The following is an 18,339-nucleotide window of genomic DNA, read 5'->3' on the forward strand; positions in this document are numbered from 1 at the left end:
GCGGAGCGAAACATGCGGGTGGTTATTGCCACGGACCTGTCGTCCGTGGTGCCCTTTTTCCATCCGCTGGAGCATACCGCGCAGATCGGTGCGTGCTATGTCTCCAAGCCGCTTATGATGACGCCGGTGAGCCTGGTAATGGCGGCTTTTCGCAAGGGCTCACTGTTCAAGATGCCGCGTCTTGCATCGGGTGACAGACCTGAATTTGTGCCCCGGCTTCTTCTTGCTGGCGATGACGCCGGTCGCCATGCTCGACGCCCCGTTCTTGCTGCTCAGGAAGAAGGAGGCGAGTGACAGCAGTCGCGCGATACGAAGCCCGTGCAGTTCCCGTCGTGAGGGCGGCGCCATCGCGCCCGTGATCCGCCAGCCGTATGGATCGGGCGGGACAACTCACAGAACTGCTGATCCTGCCGGGCATTCGCACCACGGCGCCGGAATTTGGCTGGTGTCCGCTGGCATCTCTGTTGATCGGGGGTATCGCGGCCCAGATTACGGAAGATAGCCTGGCTCGCTCCAAACAATTCCCGTGCGGCAAAATCTGGATCATCGATTGGTCGATGACACCGTTGTCGGGGTGATTGCGGCACCGCTCATGGTGCTGCCCAGAAGCGCAGCGCCACCCGTCTTCATCTACTGGCATCGGTCATAGTCTGCGGGTTGCGCATGCAGGCCGCCGCTGAAGGACAACAGACGTTCCGATCCGTCTCTTCCCCGGACAACCATGTCCCACCGATTCATGGCAATGCGCCTTGCAAGAAATCAATTGCCAGTTCTCACCGCTCGTTATACGTAACATACATCAGTTCGGGGAGGAGCAGATGTCAGACGAGAGCACCGGAACCGACACCCTGTCGGCGCTGCGCAATCTGCTGGGGCCTGCAGGCTACCTTGCCGGGGCGGATCTGCCAGCGCGCAACCGCACCGACTGGAGCTTTCTTCCTCCTGCAAACCCCGTCGCCGTTCTGCGCCCGACGACTACGGATGAAGTGGTCGCGATCCTGCAACACTGCCACGCACACGATATTGTCGTCACGCCTCAGGGCGGGCTGACCGGCCTATGCGGCGGCGCACGCCCGCTGGACGGTGGGATCGCATTGTCTCTGGAACGTATGGCGGGGATCGAGGATCTGGACCCGGACGGCATGACGATGACGGTCCGCGCGGGCACGCCCCTGGAAACCATCCAGAAAGCCGCAGCCGAAGCGGGGCTCTTCTTTCCCCTCGACCTCGGTGCGCGCGGCTCCTGTGCCATCGGCGGCAACCTCTCTACCAACGCGGGTGGAAACCGGGTAATCCGCTACGGAATGACCCGCGATCTGGTTCTGGGGGTCGAGGCCGTTCTGCCTGACGGCACCCTGCTGCCGATGCTGAACCGGATGATCAAGAACAACGCGGGCTATGACCTCAAGCAACTGTTCCTGGGGACGGAAGGGACGCTTGGGGTCATCACACGCGTCGTCCTGCGCCTTTACCCGCAGCCGGGTTGCACCAGTGCGGCGCTTTGCATCGTGCCCGATTACGACACCGTGCTCTCGGTGCTATCCGCCAGCCGCAAACGGCTTGGCCCGCTCTTGTCGGCCTTCGAGGTGATGTGGGCGGACTACTGGCACCAGGCGACCGAGCGTACAGGGCTTCGTGCGCCCGTGGCGATGGGGCAGGGGAGCCACGCGATCCTGATCGAAATGCAGGGGCTGGACGAAGACATCGACGGCCCGCGCTTCGAGGCTTTGCTGGAACACCTGATGAACGAGGGTTTGGTTCAGGATGGCGCGGTGGCCCAAAGCCTGAGCGACATCGCGGCGTTCTGGGCAACCCGGGACGCCGCCGCGGAATTCGCCAACCCCGCAATCATCGGCCCGCACATCAGCTTCGACGTCGGTCTGGCCGTGGCGCGCATGGACGAGTTCGCCAACCGTGCCAAGGCCGCGTTGATGGAGAGGCTTGGCTGCCACTCGGTTTACTATGGCCATGTTGGCGACGGTAACCTGCACGTCGTCGCCTGGGTGCCGGGCGCCGATCCACAGCCGTTGAGCGCGGCCAGCGAAGTCGTCTACGGCATCGTGGGCGAAATGAAGGGCACCGTGTCGGCCGAACACGGTATCGGAGCGCTCAAGAAACCTTATCTGCCGCTCAGCCGTAGCCCCGCGGAACTGGACCTGATGCGGCAGATCAAGACGTCGCTGGATCCGAAGGGCCTGATGAACCCCACGAAGATCTTCGATTGATCGCAAAGACCACCGCCTGACGCCGGTGACACTTCCGGGCAGGCGTTCACTGCAGAGGAGGAGACTTATTATGACCCTGACAAAACGGCATTTGCTGGCCGCGATGGCAGCCCTGATGACGACAAGCGCGCTGCCCGCCGCAGCACAGGACTGGCCCGACGGGCCGGTGACCATGATCGTGCCTTGGGGTGCGGGCGGCGGCACCGATGCGACCGCGCGGATGATCGCATCCTTGCTGGAAAAGGAAATCGGCGTGCCCGTGCCGGTTGAAAACCGCACCGGCGGTTCCGGCGTGATCGGCCACAGCGCCATTGCGGACGCAGCCCCCGACGGCCAGACCATCGGCGTGGCAACGCTGGAGATCGGCACCATGCACAACCTGGGCCTGACCGAACTGGACTACACCGGCTATACGCCGCTTGGCCTCTACAACTCCGACCCAGCCGCGATCTTCGTGAACGCCAACAGCGGTTACGACGATATCGAGGCGCTGCTGACCGCTCTCGAAGGCTCCGAGAACCGCGAGTTCAAGGCCTCCGGTTCCGCTCAGGGCGGCGTCAATCACCTTGCCCTTGCCGGCATGCTGATGGCCGCCGGAATGCCCGCCGAGCGCGTCGCCTGGGTGCCTTCCGAAGGAGCGGCGCCGGGACTTCAGGACCTGGCGGCGGGCGGGGTCGAGATGGCCACTGCCTCGCTGCCCGAAGCGGCCGCGCTGATGCAGGCCGGGCTGATCCGTCCGCTGGCGGTCTTTTCGGACGCGCGGCTGGACATCGCACCCGACGTGCCGACGTTCACCGAGGCGACAGGACATGAGTTCGCGCTCGGGTCGTGGCGTGGGCTGGTCGCTCCGGCCGGTCTGGAACCCGAGGTCGCCGACAAGCTGACCGCTGCTCTGGGCAATGTCCTGCAGGATCCGGAATACACCAAGTTTATGCAGGATCGCGGTTACGCGATGCAATGGACCACCGGCGCTGATTTCGAGGCTTTCATGAAGTCTTCCGACGCGGCGCTGAGCGACACGCTCAAGGCGGTTGGCCTGTCCAACTGATCTGACCGCGCATTGGCAATCCGTCTGGCGCCGGAAATATTCGGGCGCCAGACACACTCTGTACCATGGGAGGAACAGGGGGGAGGAATACGCATGAAAATTCATGACAGCGTCATCGGCGCCGTGCTGGTGATGTTCGGCGCCTGGGTCGCGCTGACGGCTTCGGGCTTTCCGCGACTGACCGGCCAGCCCATCGGGCCGGGCACATTCCCGGTCGTTCTCGGCACCCTTTGTGCGCTCGGCGGAGCCGTCATGGTCGTGGCGGGGCTGCGGAGCGGCGCGGCGATCGCAGCGCTTCATCCCGGCTGGCGACGACACGACCGGCTTCTCACCGCACTCGTCATGATCGTAGGCACCGGTGTGCTGGCCGCCCAGTTTGAAACCGTCGGCTTTCCCCTCGGTGGCAGTCTGCTGCTGGCCGTGCTCTTCCTGGTTTCCGGCAAACGCCACCCGGTCTGGATCGCGGTGGCGGTGGTCTTCGTCTGCCTCGTGCATGTACTTCTGACGCGGTTCCTGCAGGTGCCCCTGCCACCGGGCGTTCTGAAAGGGGTGTTCTAATGCTCTCCCATTTGTCCGAGGCCCTTCCGCTGGTGCTGAACTGGCACATGGCGTTTGTCATGCTGGCCTGTGCGGCATTCGGCTTGTTCGTCGGGGCGGTGCCCGGGCTTTCGGCAACCATGGCCACAGCGATGCTTGTGCCGATCACGTTCTACATGGACCCGGTTCCCGCTATTGCCGCCATCGTCACCACCGCCGCGATGGCGATCTTTGCGTCGGATATTCCTGCGGCCTTGCTGCGCATCCCCGGCACAGCCGCCTCTGCCGCTTATATCGACGACCTGAATGCCCTGACCCGAGAAGGCCGCGTCGGCCGGGCACTGGGAATCTCGGTCACGGCGTCGGCAATCGGCGGCGTTTTCGGTTCGCTCGTACTGATGCTCGCAGCCCCGAAACTGGCGCTGGTGTCGCTCAACTTCACATCCTTCGAATACTTCTGGCTGGCGCTCCTGGGCCTGTCGGCGGCAGTCATGCTGGGCACCGGGTCGATCCTGAAATCGCTCTTGTCGCTGCTGTTCGGGCTGCTGATCGCCAGCGTCGGCATGGACACGACATCGGGCTTTCCGCGCTTCACGTTCGGCATCGACGCCTTGCTGGGCGGCGTGGCCTTCGTGCCCGCACTGATCGGCATGTTCGCCATCCCCGAGCTGATCCGCACCTTCGTCAACCGCGATGAGGTGCCCCCGGTGGCGCCCATCGGCAACCCTTTGGCCATGTTCAAAGGCATCGGCAGCCTGTTGTGGAAGACCAAGACAGGCCTGCTGCGCGGATCGACCATCGGGACCGTGATCGGCATTCTGCCCGGAGCCGGGTCCGACATCGGCTCGTGGATTTCCTACGCGGTATCGAAACGCTTTTCAAAAACACCGGAGAAGTACGGCAGGGGCACCGAGACCGGCCTGACCGAAGCCTGCGCAGCCAACAATTCCGCTCTATCCGGCGCCTACGTGCCCGCGATGGTGTTCGGGATCCCCGGGGACAGCATCACGGCAATCGTGATCGGTGTGCTCTACGTCAAGGGACTGAACCCCGGCCCGATGGTCTTCCTGACGTCGGGGGACAAGATCATGGCGATCTTCCTGGTCTTTCTCATCGCGAACCTGCTGATCGTGCCGCTGGGTCTTTTGGCCGTCGCGCTGGCCTCGCAGGTACTGCGGGTGCCGAAACTGACACTTGCACCGCTGATCCTGATCTTCTGCATCGTCGGCTCCTATTCCATCGACTCCTCGGCCTCGGGGATTGTGATCATGCTGGTTCTAGGTATCGTTGCCTATGTGATGGAGGAAAACGGCTTTCCGGTCGCGCCCGCCATCCTGGGGATCGTCATGGGGCTGCTGGTGGAACGCAACTTCGTCACATCGCTGATCAAGGCCGACGGCATGGCACCGGGTTTCGTGGAACGTCCCATCGCGGCAGGACTTGCCCTTCTTGTCCTGCTTGTCTGGGTCACTCCGGTGGTGATGTGGCTGTTCCGGCGCAGGGCCGCGAAGTGACGCTCGAACGGATAAGACCGGCCAAGTCGCTGGCCGAAACCGCCGCTGCGCAAATCCGGGACGCCATCCTGTCGGGTGCGTTTCGGCTGGGGGAAAACATTTCCGAGGATCGGCTGGTGGAACGGCTCGGCGTCTCGCGCACGCCGGTCCGCGACGCCATGGCGCTCTTGGCGCGTGAAGGTCTGGTGGTGGTGCGCCCCAAGCGTGGGTCCTTCGTGTTCCAGACCTCGCCGGAGGATATCAAGGCGATCTGCGATTACCGCGAACTTCTGGAAACCCAAGGCGTGCGGGTTGCGTTGCGGGTCGCGCGACACCCCTATCTCGACGAGTTGGCCTCGGTGGTCACGGCCATGGAAGACGCCCTGGCCAGGGACGACGCCGACACCTACGGGCGGCTGGACACGCAGTTTCACAACGCCGCCTTCACCCATTGCGGCAATTCCTATCTGCGCGATGCCAACACGCTTGTGGCGGGGCGCATCGCCGCGCTGCGTGCCAACATCACGGCGCCCTATGCGGAACGACGTGCGGAATCCATGGCTGAACACGTGACAATGACCCGGCTGCTGGCCGATGGCGATCTGGAAGCCTTCGACGCCGCACTGAATATTCACATTCGCAGGACAGAGGACGTGTACAGCCGTGCCCTGGTCGACGGCCATCTGGGCGCGCACCGCGGGTGAGACCAGGGTGTGATCGAGAGTGAGAACGGCAGGCTCTTGTGTGCCGGATGACGCAGATCGGCCTGACAGGTCTCAAGCGTAGAATTCGAAGCCGTCTGAATGTCCAGTACGCCCTTGCTAGGGCTGAAAGCTGCGGCCGGTGCTGACAGTTGGAACCGGCTTGCCACGCGCCTCATACATGCTCCGGACTAAACCTCAGACCGCCATCCCGCGCTTCACTTTGTCCTGATCGACGCGGCAGTGAAGGCGTTCGTGGATTTCCGAAGGCGCGCTGGGTGCCATGTCGGGACCTTCAAAAGGTTCAGAAAACTGGCCCTCCTATCGGTGCCCAAAAATTTCCCCTTGTGGTACCACGGAAGCTGGCCCGATGCGGTGTAGCCCATATGCAGCGCAGCCGTATCGGGCCAGCGGGGGCGTGGTCATTCGCGGGTCTTGAAGCCCCAGCTCTCGTTGCCAGTTTCGACGATGTCACAGTGCTGTGTCAGGCGGTCGAGGAGAGCCGTGGTCATCTTGGCATGCACTGCCCGGCAGTGCATTGCGAAGCATTGTCACGAGAGGGGCCAAAGACGGAAGGCCATTCGCCAAAGTCGAGGTTGGTCTTCAGGTCCCCGACCGTCGCCCGTTTCCGCCATTTGGCCACCGTCTTCGGGTTGATGCCCAGTTCCCGGCTTAGGGCCAGACCCGCCATGATCTGGGCGAAGACGCCGTTCTCGCTCCAACGTTTCCAACGGTTTTAGAGCGTCTTGTGGGGGCCATACTCCCTTGGGGTGTCGCGCCAACGCAAACCGTTGCGATTAATGAAGGTTATGCCATTCAGAACACATCGATCATCAACTAGGGGCTCGCCATCGGACATCAGAAAGCAAGGCTCTAGACGTGCCATCTGTGCGTCGCTCAAACAGATAAGATCAGACATGGTAACCACCCATTTTCGAACGGTGAATCATCCACGCCAAACCAAACCAAACCAATTGGTCCTGACCCTACTTGACCGAAGCCGTCCAGAATAGCGAGGTGTCGGCATGAACCACGATCAGACCCGCGCGACGGCGAAACTGCGCGAGCAACTGCAAGAGACGCTGCGTGACCGAGATGCGTTCCATGGCAGGCCGACCCAACGGCTTGCTCTCGGACCGCAGCGCAGTTGATCGACCAAGAGCGGCAGTCGCCGTGGGCGCTCTGCCATACCATCGAGCAAATCGACGTTCTGCGCAGCGGCCTTGCCGCAGCGAAGGTGTGAGCTACTCCCCATCTCTTGGACAGTATCTGGCGTAAATTAAGCTACTCGTTGCACCTGCTGACCGGGTTGGTTGATATCATTTCTCTGCCAATAGACCAGCGCCGGTGGCTTGCCGCCGAGGGCTGAGTGAGGGCGCTGGTGGTTGTAGAAGGTCATCCATTTCCGGATCACCGCCTTCGTTTCCGATCCTGTCTCCCAGGCATGCAGGTAGACGCACTCGTATTTCAGGGTGCGCCACAGCCTCTCGATGAAGATGTTGTCGAGAAACCGGCCTTTCCCATCCATCGAGATCTTCACGCCCGACCGGCGGAGCCGATCCGTCCAAGCGAAGGGCGTGAACTGAGAACCCTGATCCGTATTCATTATCTCGGGCGGGCCGAACTTGTGGATGGCCTCGTTCAGCGCCTCGACACAGAAGTCGGCCTCCAGCGTGTTCGAGATCCGCCAAGACAGAACCTTGCGGGTGTGCCAGTCCATGATCGCCACGAGGTAGAGGAACCCGCGCCGCATGGGTAGGTAGGTGATATCCGAGCACCAGACCTGGTTCGGACGCTCCACCCGCAGCCCTCTCAGCAGATATGGATAGGTCTTGTGGCCCTTTGCTGGCCTGCTGGTGTTGGGTTTCTGGTAAATCGGCATGAGCCCCATCAGGCGCATCAGCCGCCGTATCCGCTTCTCGTTCACCGGGTGTCCGTCGTTACGCAGGTGCCAAGTCATTTGCCGGACGCCGAAGAACGGGGTCTCCAAGAACTGCTCGTCGATCCCCCGCATCAGGCAGAGGTTCTGTTCGGTCTCGCCCTTGGGGGTGTAGTAGAAAGACGAGCGCGCGATCGACAGCAGCTTGCACTGCTGGCCGATCGATAGGTCCGGGTGGTCAGGCTCGATCATGCCGCGCCTCACTTCCCGCCCCAAGGCTTCAGCTTTCGTTCCAAAAAAGAGTTGGCCACCGCCAGCTCCCCGATCTTGGCGTGGAGCTCCTTCACCTGCTCCTCGTCAATCTCGGCCTTCTTGCGGCTCCCGCGCTCGAAAACGCCCGACGCGCCTTCGAGCAGGGCACGCTTCCATTGATGAATCATCGTTGGATGCACCCCGAACCGGCTCGCCAGCTCGGCCGCTGTCTCTTCACCCTTCAGGGCTTCCAGCGCGACCTTTGCCTTGAACTCAGGCGCGTGCTGCTTGCGTTTCGACATCTCTGATCTCCTTCTCGTCGAAGATCAGCAGACTGCAAATCGTAGCTTATGTCAGTGTCCGAATTTCGGGGGGCAGCTCACTGTGAACCGCCCAATGTTGTTGAGTTGTTGCAGAGCCTACCGAAAACGACGAAGGCCGCTCCGCGGTCGGCCTGTATCGTTTTGTAATCTATATGAGATTTTGGATCCGACGGTGGGGTGCGGAGCCATTTTCGCCGATACCTCTTAAGCCATTGATTTGGTTCTGTGCCCCGCCGAAATTCTCACGCCGGAAGGCTGGATTTGTGTGCCGCGTTTGTGCCGAAGGTGCTCCGGGTGTGTGCGGCCATGGGTCAGCATTATATCCCGGGTAAAGAGGACGTCGAGATCATCTAGTGAATGCGTCATTGTTTCCGACGATGTCGCCGTCAGCTAAGCCGAAAATCGCGTCGGCTGATCAGGTCGCATCACCCAGAACGTCGAACAGTTCGCGGGGAGCAAACACCTATTCTTGACGCATCACCCGGATATTGATGTGAAAACTTTCGTCCCATTCGCCATCCTCGAAAGTGATCGCGCGGCCGGTTGTCCAGCGTTTCGCCAGCTGTTCGTTCAGGTCCAGCACTTTGGGGCGTGGTTTGCCGAACAGAAAGTTGATGGTCGAACGCAGCTTCAGCCTACCGTCGGGCGAGAGCGACACGCGCAGGTCTTTGTAGGCATCGCTCTCGACGCGCGCCAGATCCTGAAAGCCCAGCACGTCGGTGCGGCCATTTTCCACCCGGATTGCAACGGACCCGATCGTCTCGATCTTGCCGGGCCGATAGGCGGGGTCGGGCTTGCGCCGGTGATAAGCGTCGTCCCAGCGGCGGCGGATGAAGATGCGATAAGTGCCATCCAGTGTGGCGGGCGCGCCGTTGTATTCGTCGGCGATGCGGTCCAGCAGGCTGGCGGACAGATAGCCGCTTTCCTCGATCAGGTTTTCCTTTTGAAAGGCGCGGACGGCACTACGTGAGGCCGGGCCGAACAGCCCGTCCGGTTCCCCAAGCCCATAGCCAAGCGCGTCCAGCGTGTGCTGGATGTCGCGGTATTCTTCGCGGGAAAAAGCCAGCGCGGCCTCAGCCTCTTCGGGCGACAGTTCGGGGGCCGTGTCGGGAGAGGGCACCGGTGTGTTCAGCAATGCGGCAAAGCGGTTGTCCGACCCTCGGGAGGCGGGCTCGGGCTTGGTGGCCCGCGGCGCGGGTGCAGGACTGTCGAGCTGGGTCAGGGCCAGTTGCGCAGCTTGTGCGGCCATGGTGGCGGGGTGGTCCTGGATGACCTGTTGCAAGGCGGCGGAGCGGGCGGTGCTGTCAGCCACACCCAAGGCGGCGAGCAGCGCGGTGTTGGCGCGGCTCTCACGCGCGACGGTGGCGCGGGCGGCGGCACTGTCGGCCTGCTCGGCGGTTGCACGGGCGGCCGCGGCCCTTGCGGCCTCTGCCTCGGCGGCCAGTCGTTGGCGCTCGGCCTCGGCTTCGGCGAGGATGCGGGCCTTTTCATCGGCCAGCGCCGCTTTTTCCGCCGCGAGGCGCGCGCGCTCTGCCTCGATGTCGTCGCGCACAACGTCTGTCTGCACCGACGCTTTGAGCAAGTTGGACGTGGCGAGGATGTCGGCCATGGGCACGGCAAAGTTCACCGCCCCGGCGCGCGATCCGGCATGGTGCAGCGCCACCACCTGCTTGAGGTCGGCATCGATCACCGGAGAGCCGGAGTTGCCCGGCAAGGTATCGCAGGTGTGCCGCAACCGACCCGAGGCGACGGCGGGACTGTCGGTCTGGCATTTCTCGCGGCTGATGCGCTGCGCCTCGCCCATGGGATGGCCGATCACCCATAGCGGGTCGCGGTCACCGGGCAGCGCGGCCGACAGATCGAGCGCGCCGAATTCGGCATTGGCATCGCCCCCGACCACTTGCAGCACCGAGTAGTCGAGATCCTTGTTCGTCTCCAGAGGGATTGGATTGACGTGGAACATGCGGGTGCCGTCCTCGATCCCGTCGCGCACATAGCCAAGGCGGATCTGGACGGCGATAATCGCGCTGGCCCCCAGCCGGTCATTGTCAAGGATTCCGGGCACACAGTGGTGGTTGGTCACCAATCGGTTGCCGTCGACCAGGAAGGCGGTGCAGGGCGCGTGGCCCTTGTCGGTCAGGATATCCAGCCGCCCGACCGGCCTCCCCGTGCGGGCAAAGACAGAGGTCGCACCATAGTTCGAGATGAACTCGTTGTTGTAGTCACCGATCTGCGCCTCCAGTTCGGCTCCGGCAAGGGCGGACTGGTTGCGCGACAGAACGGCATTTCCAAAGGTGCTGGCGTCGAACATCAGCAGATCCTGAGCTGGGGCTGCCTGCGCCAGAAGGAGCACGCCGCTCAATACGGAAAATGTGTGTTTCAATCGAGTTCTCCCGCATGGTTCTGGGCGATAAAAGGCCAGTTTAAAAGTCATTCTGAAATCCGTTCAGGCCGTTGAAGGGCGACCCGACCGCAGCCTAGGCCAAATCGCCTTGTATGCCAATCATCAAGGCCCGCCGAGTTGGGGCGGGCCTTTTGACCGTGCGGGTGGTGTCCGAAAAGCGTATTGGTTCGCACGCTGCTTGGATACAACGGTGGGTTTGCTGAAGCGTCCAAGGTCCGGGGGAATCCAAAATGCCCGGTTTCGAGCCTACCGTACTCAGCCGCATGCTTGCTCGCCTGTCCCGCTTGGAGGCTCACCGGCTTGGGGACAAGGCAAGGCCCACTACCGGAGTTCGGTTGATTTAACCCTTGTTGGCAGTGCTCGGTGCATGGCGATTGGGGCAGCTTCGGTTGAAGATCTCGGGTAGCTTGAGACTACCGGGAAAATGCGTTTTACCGCACGGGGCTTTTTTCCCGGTGCGGTGCAGGATCGCGTGCCGTTCGGTATGCGTCAGGGGCGTGTTGTCCTGCCGCGATCTTGCAAGGCAGCGCGGCGAGTGCATTCACAAGACGCATCTGTTCGACCGTTTCGCAACGGCTGTCGCGCAGACGAGACGTGCCAAAGACCAAGGCCAGCGCCTTGGCGCGGGAGACGGCAACGTTCATCCGGTTGCGGGAGAAAAGAAAATCCATGCCGCGTGAAGGCTCTTCTGCACTGGCGGCGGTCATCGAGACGAGACAGACAGGCGCCTCCTGACCTTGGAACTTGTCTACCGTGCCGCCGCGCACCTCAGCGAGCAAGGCGTCGCGCAGTGCATTGACCTTGGCGTTGAAGGGCGCGACGACGATGGTATCCGATCCTCGCAAAGGGCGCCGGGTCGGGCCGTCTCGCCAAGTTCCACGGATCAACCGGGCAATGCAGTCCCGGATCGCGGAGATTTCCTCGTATTCAATCTGGGTGTTGCCCTCATGCGCGACATCGATCCACCACGCGCCGGTTTCGGGCATACCTTCGACCTGAACCGAAGGGGCGGCGGCGGTGTCATGGGCGCTCAGGCGGCCTGCATAGAATTGATCCGAGACATAGGCACAAAGGTCGGGATGCATCTGGCGCGACATCGGCAGGAAGATTCCGCGGTCCTCGGACACCGTGGTCTGGTTGCCTCGCATCCATTCGAGACACGACAGGTTTGCCGGTTCCGGGTGGCCGTCCCCGATCACTTGCGGCAGCTGGTTCGGATCGACGAGCGGATGCCAAACTACGATGCGAACGGACGGCAAGAACTGACTAAACGCCGCCGCGAGATCGTGCAGGCGGACCATCTGCCCGCAATGTCATACGCCGACCTCGCCATCGTGACCCGGAACCTGATGGTGGACCCGTCCATCGCGGGCCGAGCCTATCTCGTCGTGGATTCCTCTGGCGTCAGGCGGGCATTCTGCGACCTGCTCGACACGAAGCCGGTCCAGCACACCCGCGTTCAGATGGTGGCCCGGGAGAACGAGACGGAAACCACCGAACGCGGGCGCACCTTCAACAACGTGGGGCGAACCCGGATCTTGTCGGCGCTAAACTGGGCAATCCACACGGGCGACCTTTCCATCGGCAACTTCGCGGACCTTGGCCTCATGCGCCAAGAGCTTGAGAGCTTTGAGGCCGATGTGGGATCGAGCGGGCGCGTGAGGATCGAAGGGGGCACGAAGTTCGGCCACGCGGACCTTGCCGTTTCCGCCGCGCTGGCGCTGTGGCTATCCGATCACCGCAGCGTCGGCGCACACATCGGGCAAGTGCCGCTCAAGGGCTACTGGTAAAGCGCCCGGGCAGTGCGTCGATCTCGTGTGGTGTTTTCGTTTCGCCAATACCGTTTGTGCCAGAACCGGCCACACGCACATTAGACGGGCGCTCGGGCGGTCATGGTTTAGTGCCTAGGTTCAGGACCCATTGATTTGGTTGAGCGAGCGTGATTCACCGTTCGAAAACGAGCGGTGAACATGTCTGATCTCTACTGGTTGAGCGATGCGCAGATGGCGCGTCTGGAGCCTTACTTCCCCAAGTCGCACGGCAAGCCCCGGGTTGATGACCGGCGCGTTCTGAGCGGTATTATCTTTATCAATCGCAATGGATTGCGGTGGCGAGATGCGCCAAGGGAATACGGCCCGCACAAGACACTCTACAACCGCTGGAAGCGGTGGAGCGATAGAGGCGTCTTCGCCCGGATCATGGCCGGGCTGGCGGGCGAGCATGGTGAGGAGACGACCGTGATGATCGACGCAACTCATCTGAAGGCCCATCGCACGGCGTCCAGCCTGGGCGTGAAAAAGGGGGGCGTGGACGGCTGATTGGCCGGACGAAGGGAGGCATGAACACGAAGTTGCACGCCGTCTGCGACAGCCATGGCCGGCCCATCGACCTGTTCCTGACTGCCGGCCCCGTCAGCGACTACATCGGGGCGCGTGCGCTGGTCGGCGGGCTGCCAGACGTGAAATGGCTGCTCGGAGATCGCGGCTACGATGCCGACTGGTTCAGAGAAGCCTTGCAAGACAAGAAGATACGCCCTTGCATCCCGGGCCGGACGAAACGGAAGACGCCCGTCCCGTACGACAAGCGCAGGTACAAGCGTCGCAACCGGATCGAGATCATGTTCGGCAGGCTCAAGGATTGGAGACGGGTGGCGACCCGTTATGACCGATGCCCAAAGACCTTCTTCTCAGCGATCGCACTCGCTGCGACCGTGATCTTCTGGCTTTGAGAGAGAACGAGTCCTGACCCTAGGGTCAGGCTGCATTGATTTCGCGCGAACAGCATGATTCACGGCTTCGAAAACGGAGCGATGACATGAGCGATCTCTTCTGGCTGACCGACGTGCAGATGGCGCGCCTGGCCCCTTTCTTCCCGAAGTCCCACGGCAAGCCTCGTGTTGATGACCGGCGTGTTTTGAGCGGGATTATCTTCATCAATCGCAATGGCTTGCGTTGGCGGGATGCGCCGAAGGAGTATGGTCCGCATAAGACGCTCTACAGCCGGTGGAAGCGGTGGAGCGAGAAGGGCATCTTCGCCCGGATGATGGCAGGTCTGGCCGCTGAGCACGGCGAAGAGAAGACCGTGATGATCCCCTCTCGGGACATCACTTCGTGATGCCCTGCCGGGCAGTGGACGCGACATATCTGAAAGCACATAGACCGGCGACCAGCATGGCCGCAAAAAAGGGGGGGCGCGGTCACCTGATCGGTCGCATCAAGGGCGGCATGAACACCAAACTGCACGCCATCTGCGACAGTCAGGGACGACCGATCGACCTGTTCGTCACCGCGGGACAGGTCAGCGACTACATCGGAGCACGGGCGCTGCTCAGCGGCCTACCAAACGTCAAATGGCTGCTCGGGGATCGGGGCTACGACGCTGACTGGTTCAGAGAAGCTTTGCAGGACAAGGGGATACGCGCCTGTATCCCAGGCCGAAAGAAACGCAAGACGCCGGTCAAATACCCCTCTCGGGCCATCACTGCGTGATGCCCTGCCGGGCAGTGGACCAGCGCCGATACAAGCGGCGCAATCGCATCGAGATCATGTTCGGAAGACTCAAAGACTGGAGGCGTGTGGCCACCCGATATGACCGGTGCCCGAAGGTCTTCCTTTCGGCCAGCGCCCTCGCCGCCCTCGTCATCTACTGGTTATGAATCCTGAGCCTAACCTGCCGCAACGCACTCTTTTGAAACCCTCGCCGCGCCTTCGGGCGCGGCCTTTCCGTTGCGCAACCGCCTAAGGTTGTATAGTTGTTGCATAGCCTACCGAAAACGACGAAGGGCGGCCTTTATCGTATTGTAATCTCTATTAGATTTTGGCTCCGGCGGTAGGGGCCTCTCCGCGCAGCCAAGTCCCTTTGATTTCAAAGGAATTTCCGACGCGACCGTGCACCGGCTCCGGATGGACTCCAAGATGTGCCCGGAGTCGTGTCGTACATCGGGCACCAGATCAAGCACTATCAGCAGCCTCGCGCGGCAAGCCGTGGAACGGGCGGCGAAGGTCGCCTTGCCGGAGCATGCCGAGATGGTCGCGGCTCCACGCGGGCACCGCGTCCCGGACCAGCATTTCGAGCAGCGATGCGAAGGGGGCAGCTGACCGCTGCGATGCAGCACTTTGGGCCGCCGTGTGACGTCTGATCGGGTCCCTTTATGCCTGTCCGGAGGGCGACTAAAATGGCAACCCGATCAGGAGCCGGAACAGGGAGAGTGCACCGAGCGGCGAGACGGCTTCCTCGAAAAGAGTGTCGGTGACGGCGCTGTCCAAGGCGGCGTTTTCGATCCCGGCATCGATGACCAAGTCTGAGCCCATCTGAGCGGCACCCGGACATTTTTGCGCGCATGCAAAGGAGAACATGATATGAAAGCCAAGCTCGACGCGAAACTGAAAGATGTGCCGGCCGCGATCCGCCGTGCCATGCTGGAAGACGCGCCGCAACTCGAGCCGGGTGCGGCGCAGGTGATGGGTCGTTTCTGGTCGGCGGTCAGGGCAGGCAAGGGCAGTCTCGCCATGCCGCCCACGGAGGCATACCGGCACGCGGCCGCTTCGGAATCGACATTTAGATGCCTGCTGCGCGCACTCGCGCGATACGCGCCGCATGTTTCGACCGCCTTGGCCAAGGTCGTCAGCGCGGAATGGTATGCCCGGCGACCGAAGCCCGCCTTGAAGGTCGCGCCGACCTTTGAGACGATCATCGGCGCGGCTTGGCCCGAAACGTGGCGGCGGATGAAGTCAGACCTCGACGACGCACGTATCAAGGCCAGCACCAGGCAGCGCTACATCGCCAGCATTGATCGATGCGCCACGATCGTCGCGGAAGGTCTCGCATCCGACGTGCACGGCTTCGTCGCGGCGTGCGAACTGTCGGAAGCGTTCCTGTTCCACCCCGACCCGGAACGGCGCGTGAAGCCGGTCTCGGCCGCGAACTACCTCGACGGCCTGATTGCCTTGGGCGCGAAAGGTGGGGTTGCAAACGAAAGCCTGACCGCCATGCGGGTCATCTCGCGCGACCTCCGGGACCAGGCCGAACTGGCTGAGCAGAACAAGTATGAACGGCTGTCGCGACTCATGGAACGCGGAGGCTATGCTCATGTCGCCGACCGGATCCGCGAACTCAGGGAACGCGCGCATGACCTGCCGGCACATAGCGCAGCGCGACGCCGCTGCATGCAGCAGGCGGTCGTCTGCGCGGTCATCATGAACAAGCCGCCGCGCAAGGGCGATCTCGTATCCTGGCGCTTCGGTCATCAGATCGTCCGTGAGATCGACGGAACCTGGCGCGCCGAGTGGGCGCAGGAGAAGACCCGGGCCGAGGCGGAAACGGGGGCGATCTGGCCCGAGATCTGCGAAATCCTCGACGAGTGGATCCTCGACGGACGGCCCGATCGCCTTATCCATATCCGCTACCAGGAGCTTGTCGGCAGCAACTGGTTATCGCTCGATCACAGCCAGCCCTACCGGAATCTGCCGACCGAACTTACAAAGGCTGCGATTGGTGTCCCCTCACACGATCTGAGGACCCTTGCCGCGGACTACATGCGTCGTCACGACCCGGCACGTGCCGCCGATGTCATTGCGACCCAACTGGGGCATGGCACGCGAAAAGCCGGCAAGGCTTATCGGGCCGAGTGCGAAGGGGCGGCGGGGGAGGCGATCTGGCAAGTGGCGCGAAAGACCATTGCGGCGCAGTCGAAAAATTCAATCGGCAAGCGCAAGACTCGGGCCCGCGCGACGCATCTGTAGCTTCGCGACGGTGTCTGCCTGGCGGCAAGCGCGCAAGAATTGGAAGAGCGGATCGTCCCCGATCGATCGCGGCCATCCGGGTGAGGCCGCGATCGACGAGGCCGAGCTGATCGGCATGAAAGCTGCCGCACGAGACGCGATACGAATGGTGTCGGTTGGCAGTCCCGCAGGATCCGCGAGCGACAAGACGCAGCAAGATATTCGTGCACGAGCCGTCGGACTGCGCGCCCCTCTGCGTGAGGGCGCGCCGCCTGCGCCTCGCGCGCCAACACAGAAGGAACGGGTTCGATACTACTGTCACTCTCCTGGCTGCTACCGAAGAGAGTCGAGCCCCGCATCCCGCCCCGAAGAAAGGAGAAATCAGGGCGCTTGAAGCGGACACGGACTGTCCGTGACAGAAGGAACTCACCCATGCCCAACATCACCCCCGCCCGGTCTGCAGGTGCAATTGCCCTATGGTCAATACGGAGGTTTGTCGCCGATCATCGCGCAGATCTCTGGGAGGCATCACTGCTGCTCGGCGGGCCGGCGGCGCAGCGCCGATTTCTGCGCCTGGTTTCGCGGCTTCGACACGCGTCCGGACTCGGGCCCCACCTGCGGCGCGAGATCCGCTGGCTCCATGGGGTGCTGACCCTCGAGCTGGTCGGCGATCCGGATGCGACCGATCCTGGCCACTTCTGCGACATCCATCCCGAGGATCTCGTGGTCACCGGAATTTGCCGCCTTGGGGACGCAATGACCGAGGTTCTGTGTGCTCTGCCGGATGCGTCGGTGCCTGCGGCCACGCCGTTGCCCGCGAAAGGTGCCCGCGTCGCCGCCTGATCTCTCTCCCCGGCCCTATGGGCCGGTTCTTGAAGGCACTGCGCTGTGCGGTGCCAGTGACCGATTTCTGGAGAGACTGGATGAACGACATACGACTCTATGTGATGCCAATCGAAGAGCTTGCCGCGCGGACAATCGTGGCCTGCAGGGCTCTTGCCGAGGACCTGCCCGTGAACCTACTGTGCTCAGATGCACATCAGCACCGTCATATCCGCGGCCTGCTGAACGACATCTCTGGAGATGATCCAGCTGGTCCGCGTGCGCTGCAGTCCGTCGGTCTGCTCGCGGACATTCTCCGAGCGGAACGCGAGACGGAGACGCTGGGCTACGAGGACGTGTTCGAGGGGGAGAATGATCCCGAATACGGAGCGACTGGCGCGGTCTACAGGCACAGGGTTCTCTCGGACCGTGGCGAAGCGATCGAGGTCTGGTCCAACAAGCTTCTTTACCTCGCGCGCATGGTGCGGATCCTCGACGCGCGTCTCCGTGGCGAGCGGATGGTCAATCGCAGGTTCGCGGGCTGATGCATACCGGTGACAGCACGAAAGCGCGTTTCGGCGTGCCTACCGCCTCGGGGTTCGGCGCAAGCTCCCATGGTGAGTAGGAATGACCCGTTCACCGGAGACCGCCGCAGGATTGCCGACCACATGGGCATGGCCTGGGCATGGTGCGAATATGTTCATCCTGATCTCCGGCCATTCACCCTTGTCGGAGGGGTTTTCGATCTCGGGGATGGTCGCTTCGGGGTCGAACCGGGAATCGAGGAAACCGAGTGGTATTTCGAGTGTGGTGTCATACGGGAGACGTCCCTCGAGGCACTCGGCACGCTCGGCTATCTCGAAGCCCCGACAAGGTGGTATGCGCACTATCCAACCGCGTTCATATTCGCCCGGCGGCTTTCCGCACATGAGACC

Annotated in this window: 15 protein-coding genes and 3 pseudogenes; 12 read left to right on the forward strand and 6 right to left on the reverse strand. The window is 62.5% G+C overall.

Features of this window, described 5'->3' with window-relative positions; translation table 11 throughout:
• Positions 1 to 12: 12 nt before the first annotated feature.
• The 6 genes from ABFK29_RS11985 to ABFK29_RS12010 all read left to right on the forward strand — a co-directional run bounded on the left by ABFK29_RS11985 (position 13) and on the right by ABFK29_RS12010 (position 6,007).
• Positions 13 to 294: a hypothetical protein gene (locus ABFK29_RS11985; RefSeq protein ID WP_157136607.1), complete on the forward strand. Its 282-nt coding sequence runs from the start codon at positions 13 to 15 to the stop codon at positions 292 to 294.
• A 524-nt stretch (positions 295 to 818) separates the two neighbouring features.
• Complete coding sequence (locus tag ABFK29_RS11990; RefSeq protein ID WP_005863104.1) at positions 819 to 2,225, forward strand: FAD-binding oxidoreductase; 1,407 nt, start codon at positions 819 to 821, stop codon at positions 2,223 to 2,225.
• Between the two features lie 70 nt (positions 2,226 to 2,295).
• Positions 2,296 to 3,273, forward strand: coding sequence for a Bug family tripartite tricarboxylate transporter substrate binding protein (locus ABFK29_RS11995; RefSeq protein WP_005863106.1), 978 nt, complete (start codon positions 2,296 to 2,298; stop codon positions 3,271 to 3,273).
• Between the two features lie 93 nt (positions 3,274 to 3,366).
• The gene (locus ABFK29_RS12000) at positions 3,367 to 3,831 is read left to right on the forward strand and encodes a tripartite tricarboxylate transporter TctB family protein (protein ID WP_005863108.1); all 465 of its coding nucleotides are present in this window, start codon (positions 3,367 to 3,369) and stop codon (positions 3,829 to 3,831) included.
• Positions 3,831 to 5,324, forward strand: coding sequence for a tripartite tricarboxylate transporter permease (locus tag ABFK29_RS12005; RefSeq protein WP_005863110.1), 1,494 nt, complete (start codon positions 3,831 to 3,833; stop codon positions 5,322 to 5,324). Before ABFK29_RS12000 ends, ABFK29_RS12005 begins: the two co-directional genes overlap by 1 nt.
• On the forward strand, positions 5,294 to 6,007 hold the full coding sequence (locus tag ABFK29_RS12010; RefSeq protein ID WP_005863112.1) for a GntR family transcriptional regulator: 714 nt from the start codon (positions 5,294 to 5,296) through the stop codon (positions 6,005 to 6,007). Before ABFK29_RS12005 ends, ABFK29_RS12010 begins: the two co-directional genes overlap by 31 nt.
• Positions 6,008 to 6,426: 419 nt before the next feature.
• On the opposite strand, the pseudogene ABFK29_RS12015 reads toward ABFK29_RS12010, so the two are convergent.
• From ABFK29_RS12015 to ABFK29_RS12035, 5 genes and pseudogenes are all read right to left on the reverse strand, one after another.
• Positions 6,427 to 6,605, reverse strand: a pseudogene (locus ABFK29_RS12015) (ATP-binding protein); the annotation flags it as partial.
• A gap of 75 nt (positions 6,606 to 6,680) precedes the next feature.
• Positions 6,681 to 6,923: pseudogene (locus ABFK29_RS12020) on the reverse strand (transposase); the annotation flags it as partial.
• A 360-nt stretch (positions 6,924 to 7,283) separates the two neighbouring features.
• Positions 7,284 to 8,437 (reverse strand): IS3 family transposase gene (locus ABFK29_RS12025; RefSeq protein WP_232281494.1). Its coding sequence is split into 2 segments (ribosomal slippage): positions 7,284 to 8,185 and positions 8,185 to 8,437, totalling 1,155 coding nucleotides; the frame shifts between segments, so codons are not numbered across the junction.
• A 484-nt stretch (positions 8,438 to 8,921) separates the two neighbouring features.
• The gene (locus ABFK29_RS12030; protein WP_198135758.1) at positions 8,922 to 10,841 is read right to left on the reverse strand and encodes a trypsin-like peptidase domain-containing protein; all 1,920 of its coding nucleotides are present in this window, start codon (positions 10,839 to 10,841) and stop codon (positions 8,922 to 8,924) included.
• A gap of 452 nt (positions 10,842 to 11,293) precedes the next feature.
• Positions 11,294 to 12,010: a C-terminal helicase domain-containing protein gene (locus ABFK29_RS12035; protein ID WP_198135759.1), complete on the reverse strand. Its 717-nt coding sequence runs from the start codon at positions 12,008 to 12,010 to the stop codon at positions 11,294 to 11,296.
• Positions 12,011 to 12,091: 81 nt separating this feature from the next.
• Here ABFK29_RS12035 and ABFK29_RS12040 point away from each other — a divergent pair, with 81 nt between their 5' ends.
• The 3 genes and pseudogenes from ABFK29_RS12040 (at position 12,092) to ABFK29_RS12050 (ending at position 14,517) form a co-directional block, all read left to right on the forward strand.
• Entirely contained in the window at positions 12,092 to 12,652 is a 561-nt protein-coding gene (locus ABFK29_RS12040; RefSeq protein WP_198135760.1) for a hypothetical protein, read from the forward strand.
• A gap of 180 nt (positions 12,653 to 12,832) precedes the next feature.
• Positions 12,833 to 13,590 (forward strand): IS5 family transposase gene (locus ABFK29_RS12045; RefSeq protein ID WP_085983406.1). Its coding sequence is split into 2 segments (ribosomal slippage): positions 12,833 to 13,154 and positions 13,154 to 13,590, totalling 759 coding nucleotides; the frame shifts between segments, so codons are not numbered across the junction.
• Between the two features lie 86 nt (positions 13,591 to 13,676).
• A pseudogene (locus tag ABFK29_RS12050) lies at positions 13,677 to 14,517 on the forward strand (IS5 family transposase).
• Between the two features lie 514 nt (positions 14,518 to 15,031).
• On the opposite strand, the gene ABFK29_RS12055 reads toward ABFK29_RS12050, so the two are convergent.
• Positions 15,032 to 15,172 (reverse strand): hypothetical protein, encoded by a 141-nt coding sequence (locus ABFK29_RS12055; protein WP_005863135.1) that lies wholly within the window; start codon positions 15,170 to 15,172, stop codon positions 15,032 to 15,034.
• A gap of 48 nt (positions 15,173 to 15,220) precedes the next feature.
• Between ABFK29_RS12055 and ABFK29_RS12060 the strand changes: the two genes are divergently transcribed.
• The 3 genes from ABFK29_RS12060 (at position 15,221) to ABFK29_RS12070 (ending at position 17,949) form a co-directional block, all read left to right on the forward strand.
• Positions 15,221 to 16,603 (forward strand): hypothetical protein, encoded by a 1,383-nt coding sequence (locus ABFK29_RS12060; RefSeq protein WP_005863137.1) that lies wholly within the window; start codon positions 15,221 to 15,223, stop codon positions 16,601 to 16,603.
• A 411-nt stretch (positions 16,604 to 17,014) separates the two neighbouring features.
• A complete protein-coding gene (locus ABFK29_RS12065; protein ID WP_040605098.1) occupies positions 17,015 to 17,425 on the forward strand; it encodes a hypothetical protein in 411 nt (136 codons plus the stop codon).
• A gap of 80 nt (positions 17,426 to 17,505) precedes the next feature.
• On the forward strand, positions 17,506 to 17,949 hold the full coding sequence (locus tag ABFK29_RS12070; protein WP_157136610.1) for a hypothetical protein: 444 nt from the start codon (positions 17,506 to 17,508) through the stop codon (positions 17,947 to 17,949).
• Positions 17,950 to 18,339: the final 390 nt, after the last annotated feature.

It is taken from the genome of Sagittula stellata E-37, from assembly GCF_039724765.1.
Lineage (GTDB): Bacteria > Pseudomonadota > Alphaproteobacteria > Rhodobacterales > Rhodobacteraceae > Sagittula > Sagittula stellata.

What these genes read in the sequence shown, in the direction of transcription:
- ABFK29_RS12055 (WP_005863135.1), bottom strand. Translation starts at nt 15,172, where the DNA reads ATGGGCTCAGACTTGGTCATCGATGCCGGGATCGAAAACGCCGCCTTG.
- ABFK29_RS12060 (WP_005863137.1), top strand. Translation starts at nt 15,221, where the DNA reads ATGAAAGCCAAGCTCGACGCGAAACTGAAAGATGTGCCGGCCGCGATC.
- ABFK29_RS12005 (WP_005863110.1), top strand. Translation starts at nt 3,831, where the DNA reads ATGCTCTCCCATTTGTCCGAGGCCCTTCCGCTGGTGCTGAACTGGCAC.
- ABFK29_RS12065 (WP_040605098.1), top strand. Translation starts at nt 17,015, where the DNA reads ATGCCCAACATCACCCCCGCCCGGTCTGCAGGTGCAATTGCCCTATGG.
- ABFK29_RS12070 (WP_157136610.1), top strand. Translation starts at nt 17,506, where the DNA reads ATGAACGACATACGACTCTATGTGATGCCAATCGAAGAGCTTGCCGCG.
- ABFK29_RS11990 (WP_005863104.1), top strand. Translation starts at nt 819, where the DNA reads ATGTCAGACGAGAGCACCGGAACCGACACCCTGTCGGCGCTGCGCAAT.
- ABFK29_RS12040 (WP_198135760.1), top strand. Translation starts at nt 12,092, where the DNA reads ATGCCAAACTACGATGCGAACGGACGGCAAGAACTGACTAAACGCCGC.
- ABFK29_RS12000 (WP_005863108.1), top strand. Translation starts at nt 3,367, where the DNA reads ATGAAAATTCATGACAGCGTCATCGGCGCCGTGCTGGTGATGTTCGGC.
- ABFK29_RS11995 (WP_005863106.1), top strand. Translation starts at nt 2,296, where the DNA reads ATGACCCTGACAAAACGGCATTTGCTGGCCGCGATGGCAGCCCTGATG.
- ABFK29_RS12035 (WP_198135759.1), bottom strand. Translation starts at nt 12,010, where the DNA reads ATGCGAGGCAACCAGACCACGGTGTCCGAGGACCGCGGAATCTTCCTG.
- ABFK29_RS11985 (WP_157136607.1), top strand. Translation starts at nt 13, where the DNA reads ATGCGGGTGGTTATTGCCACGGACCTGTCGTCCGTGGTGCCCTTTTTC.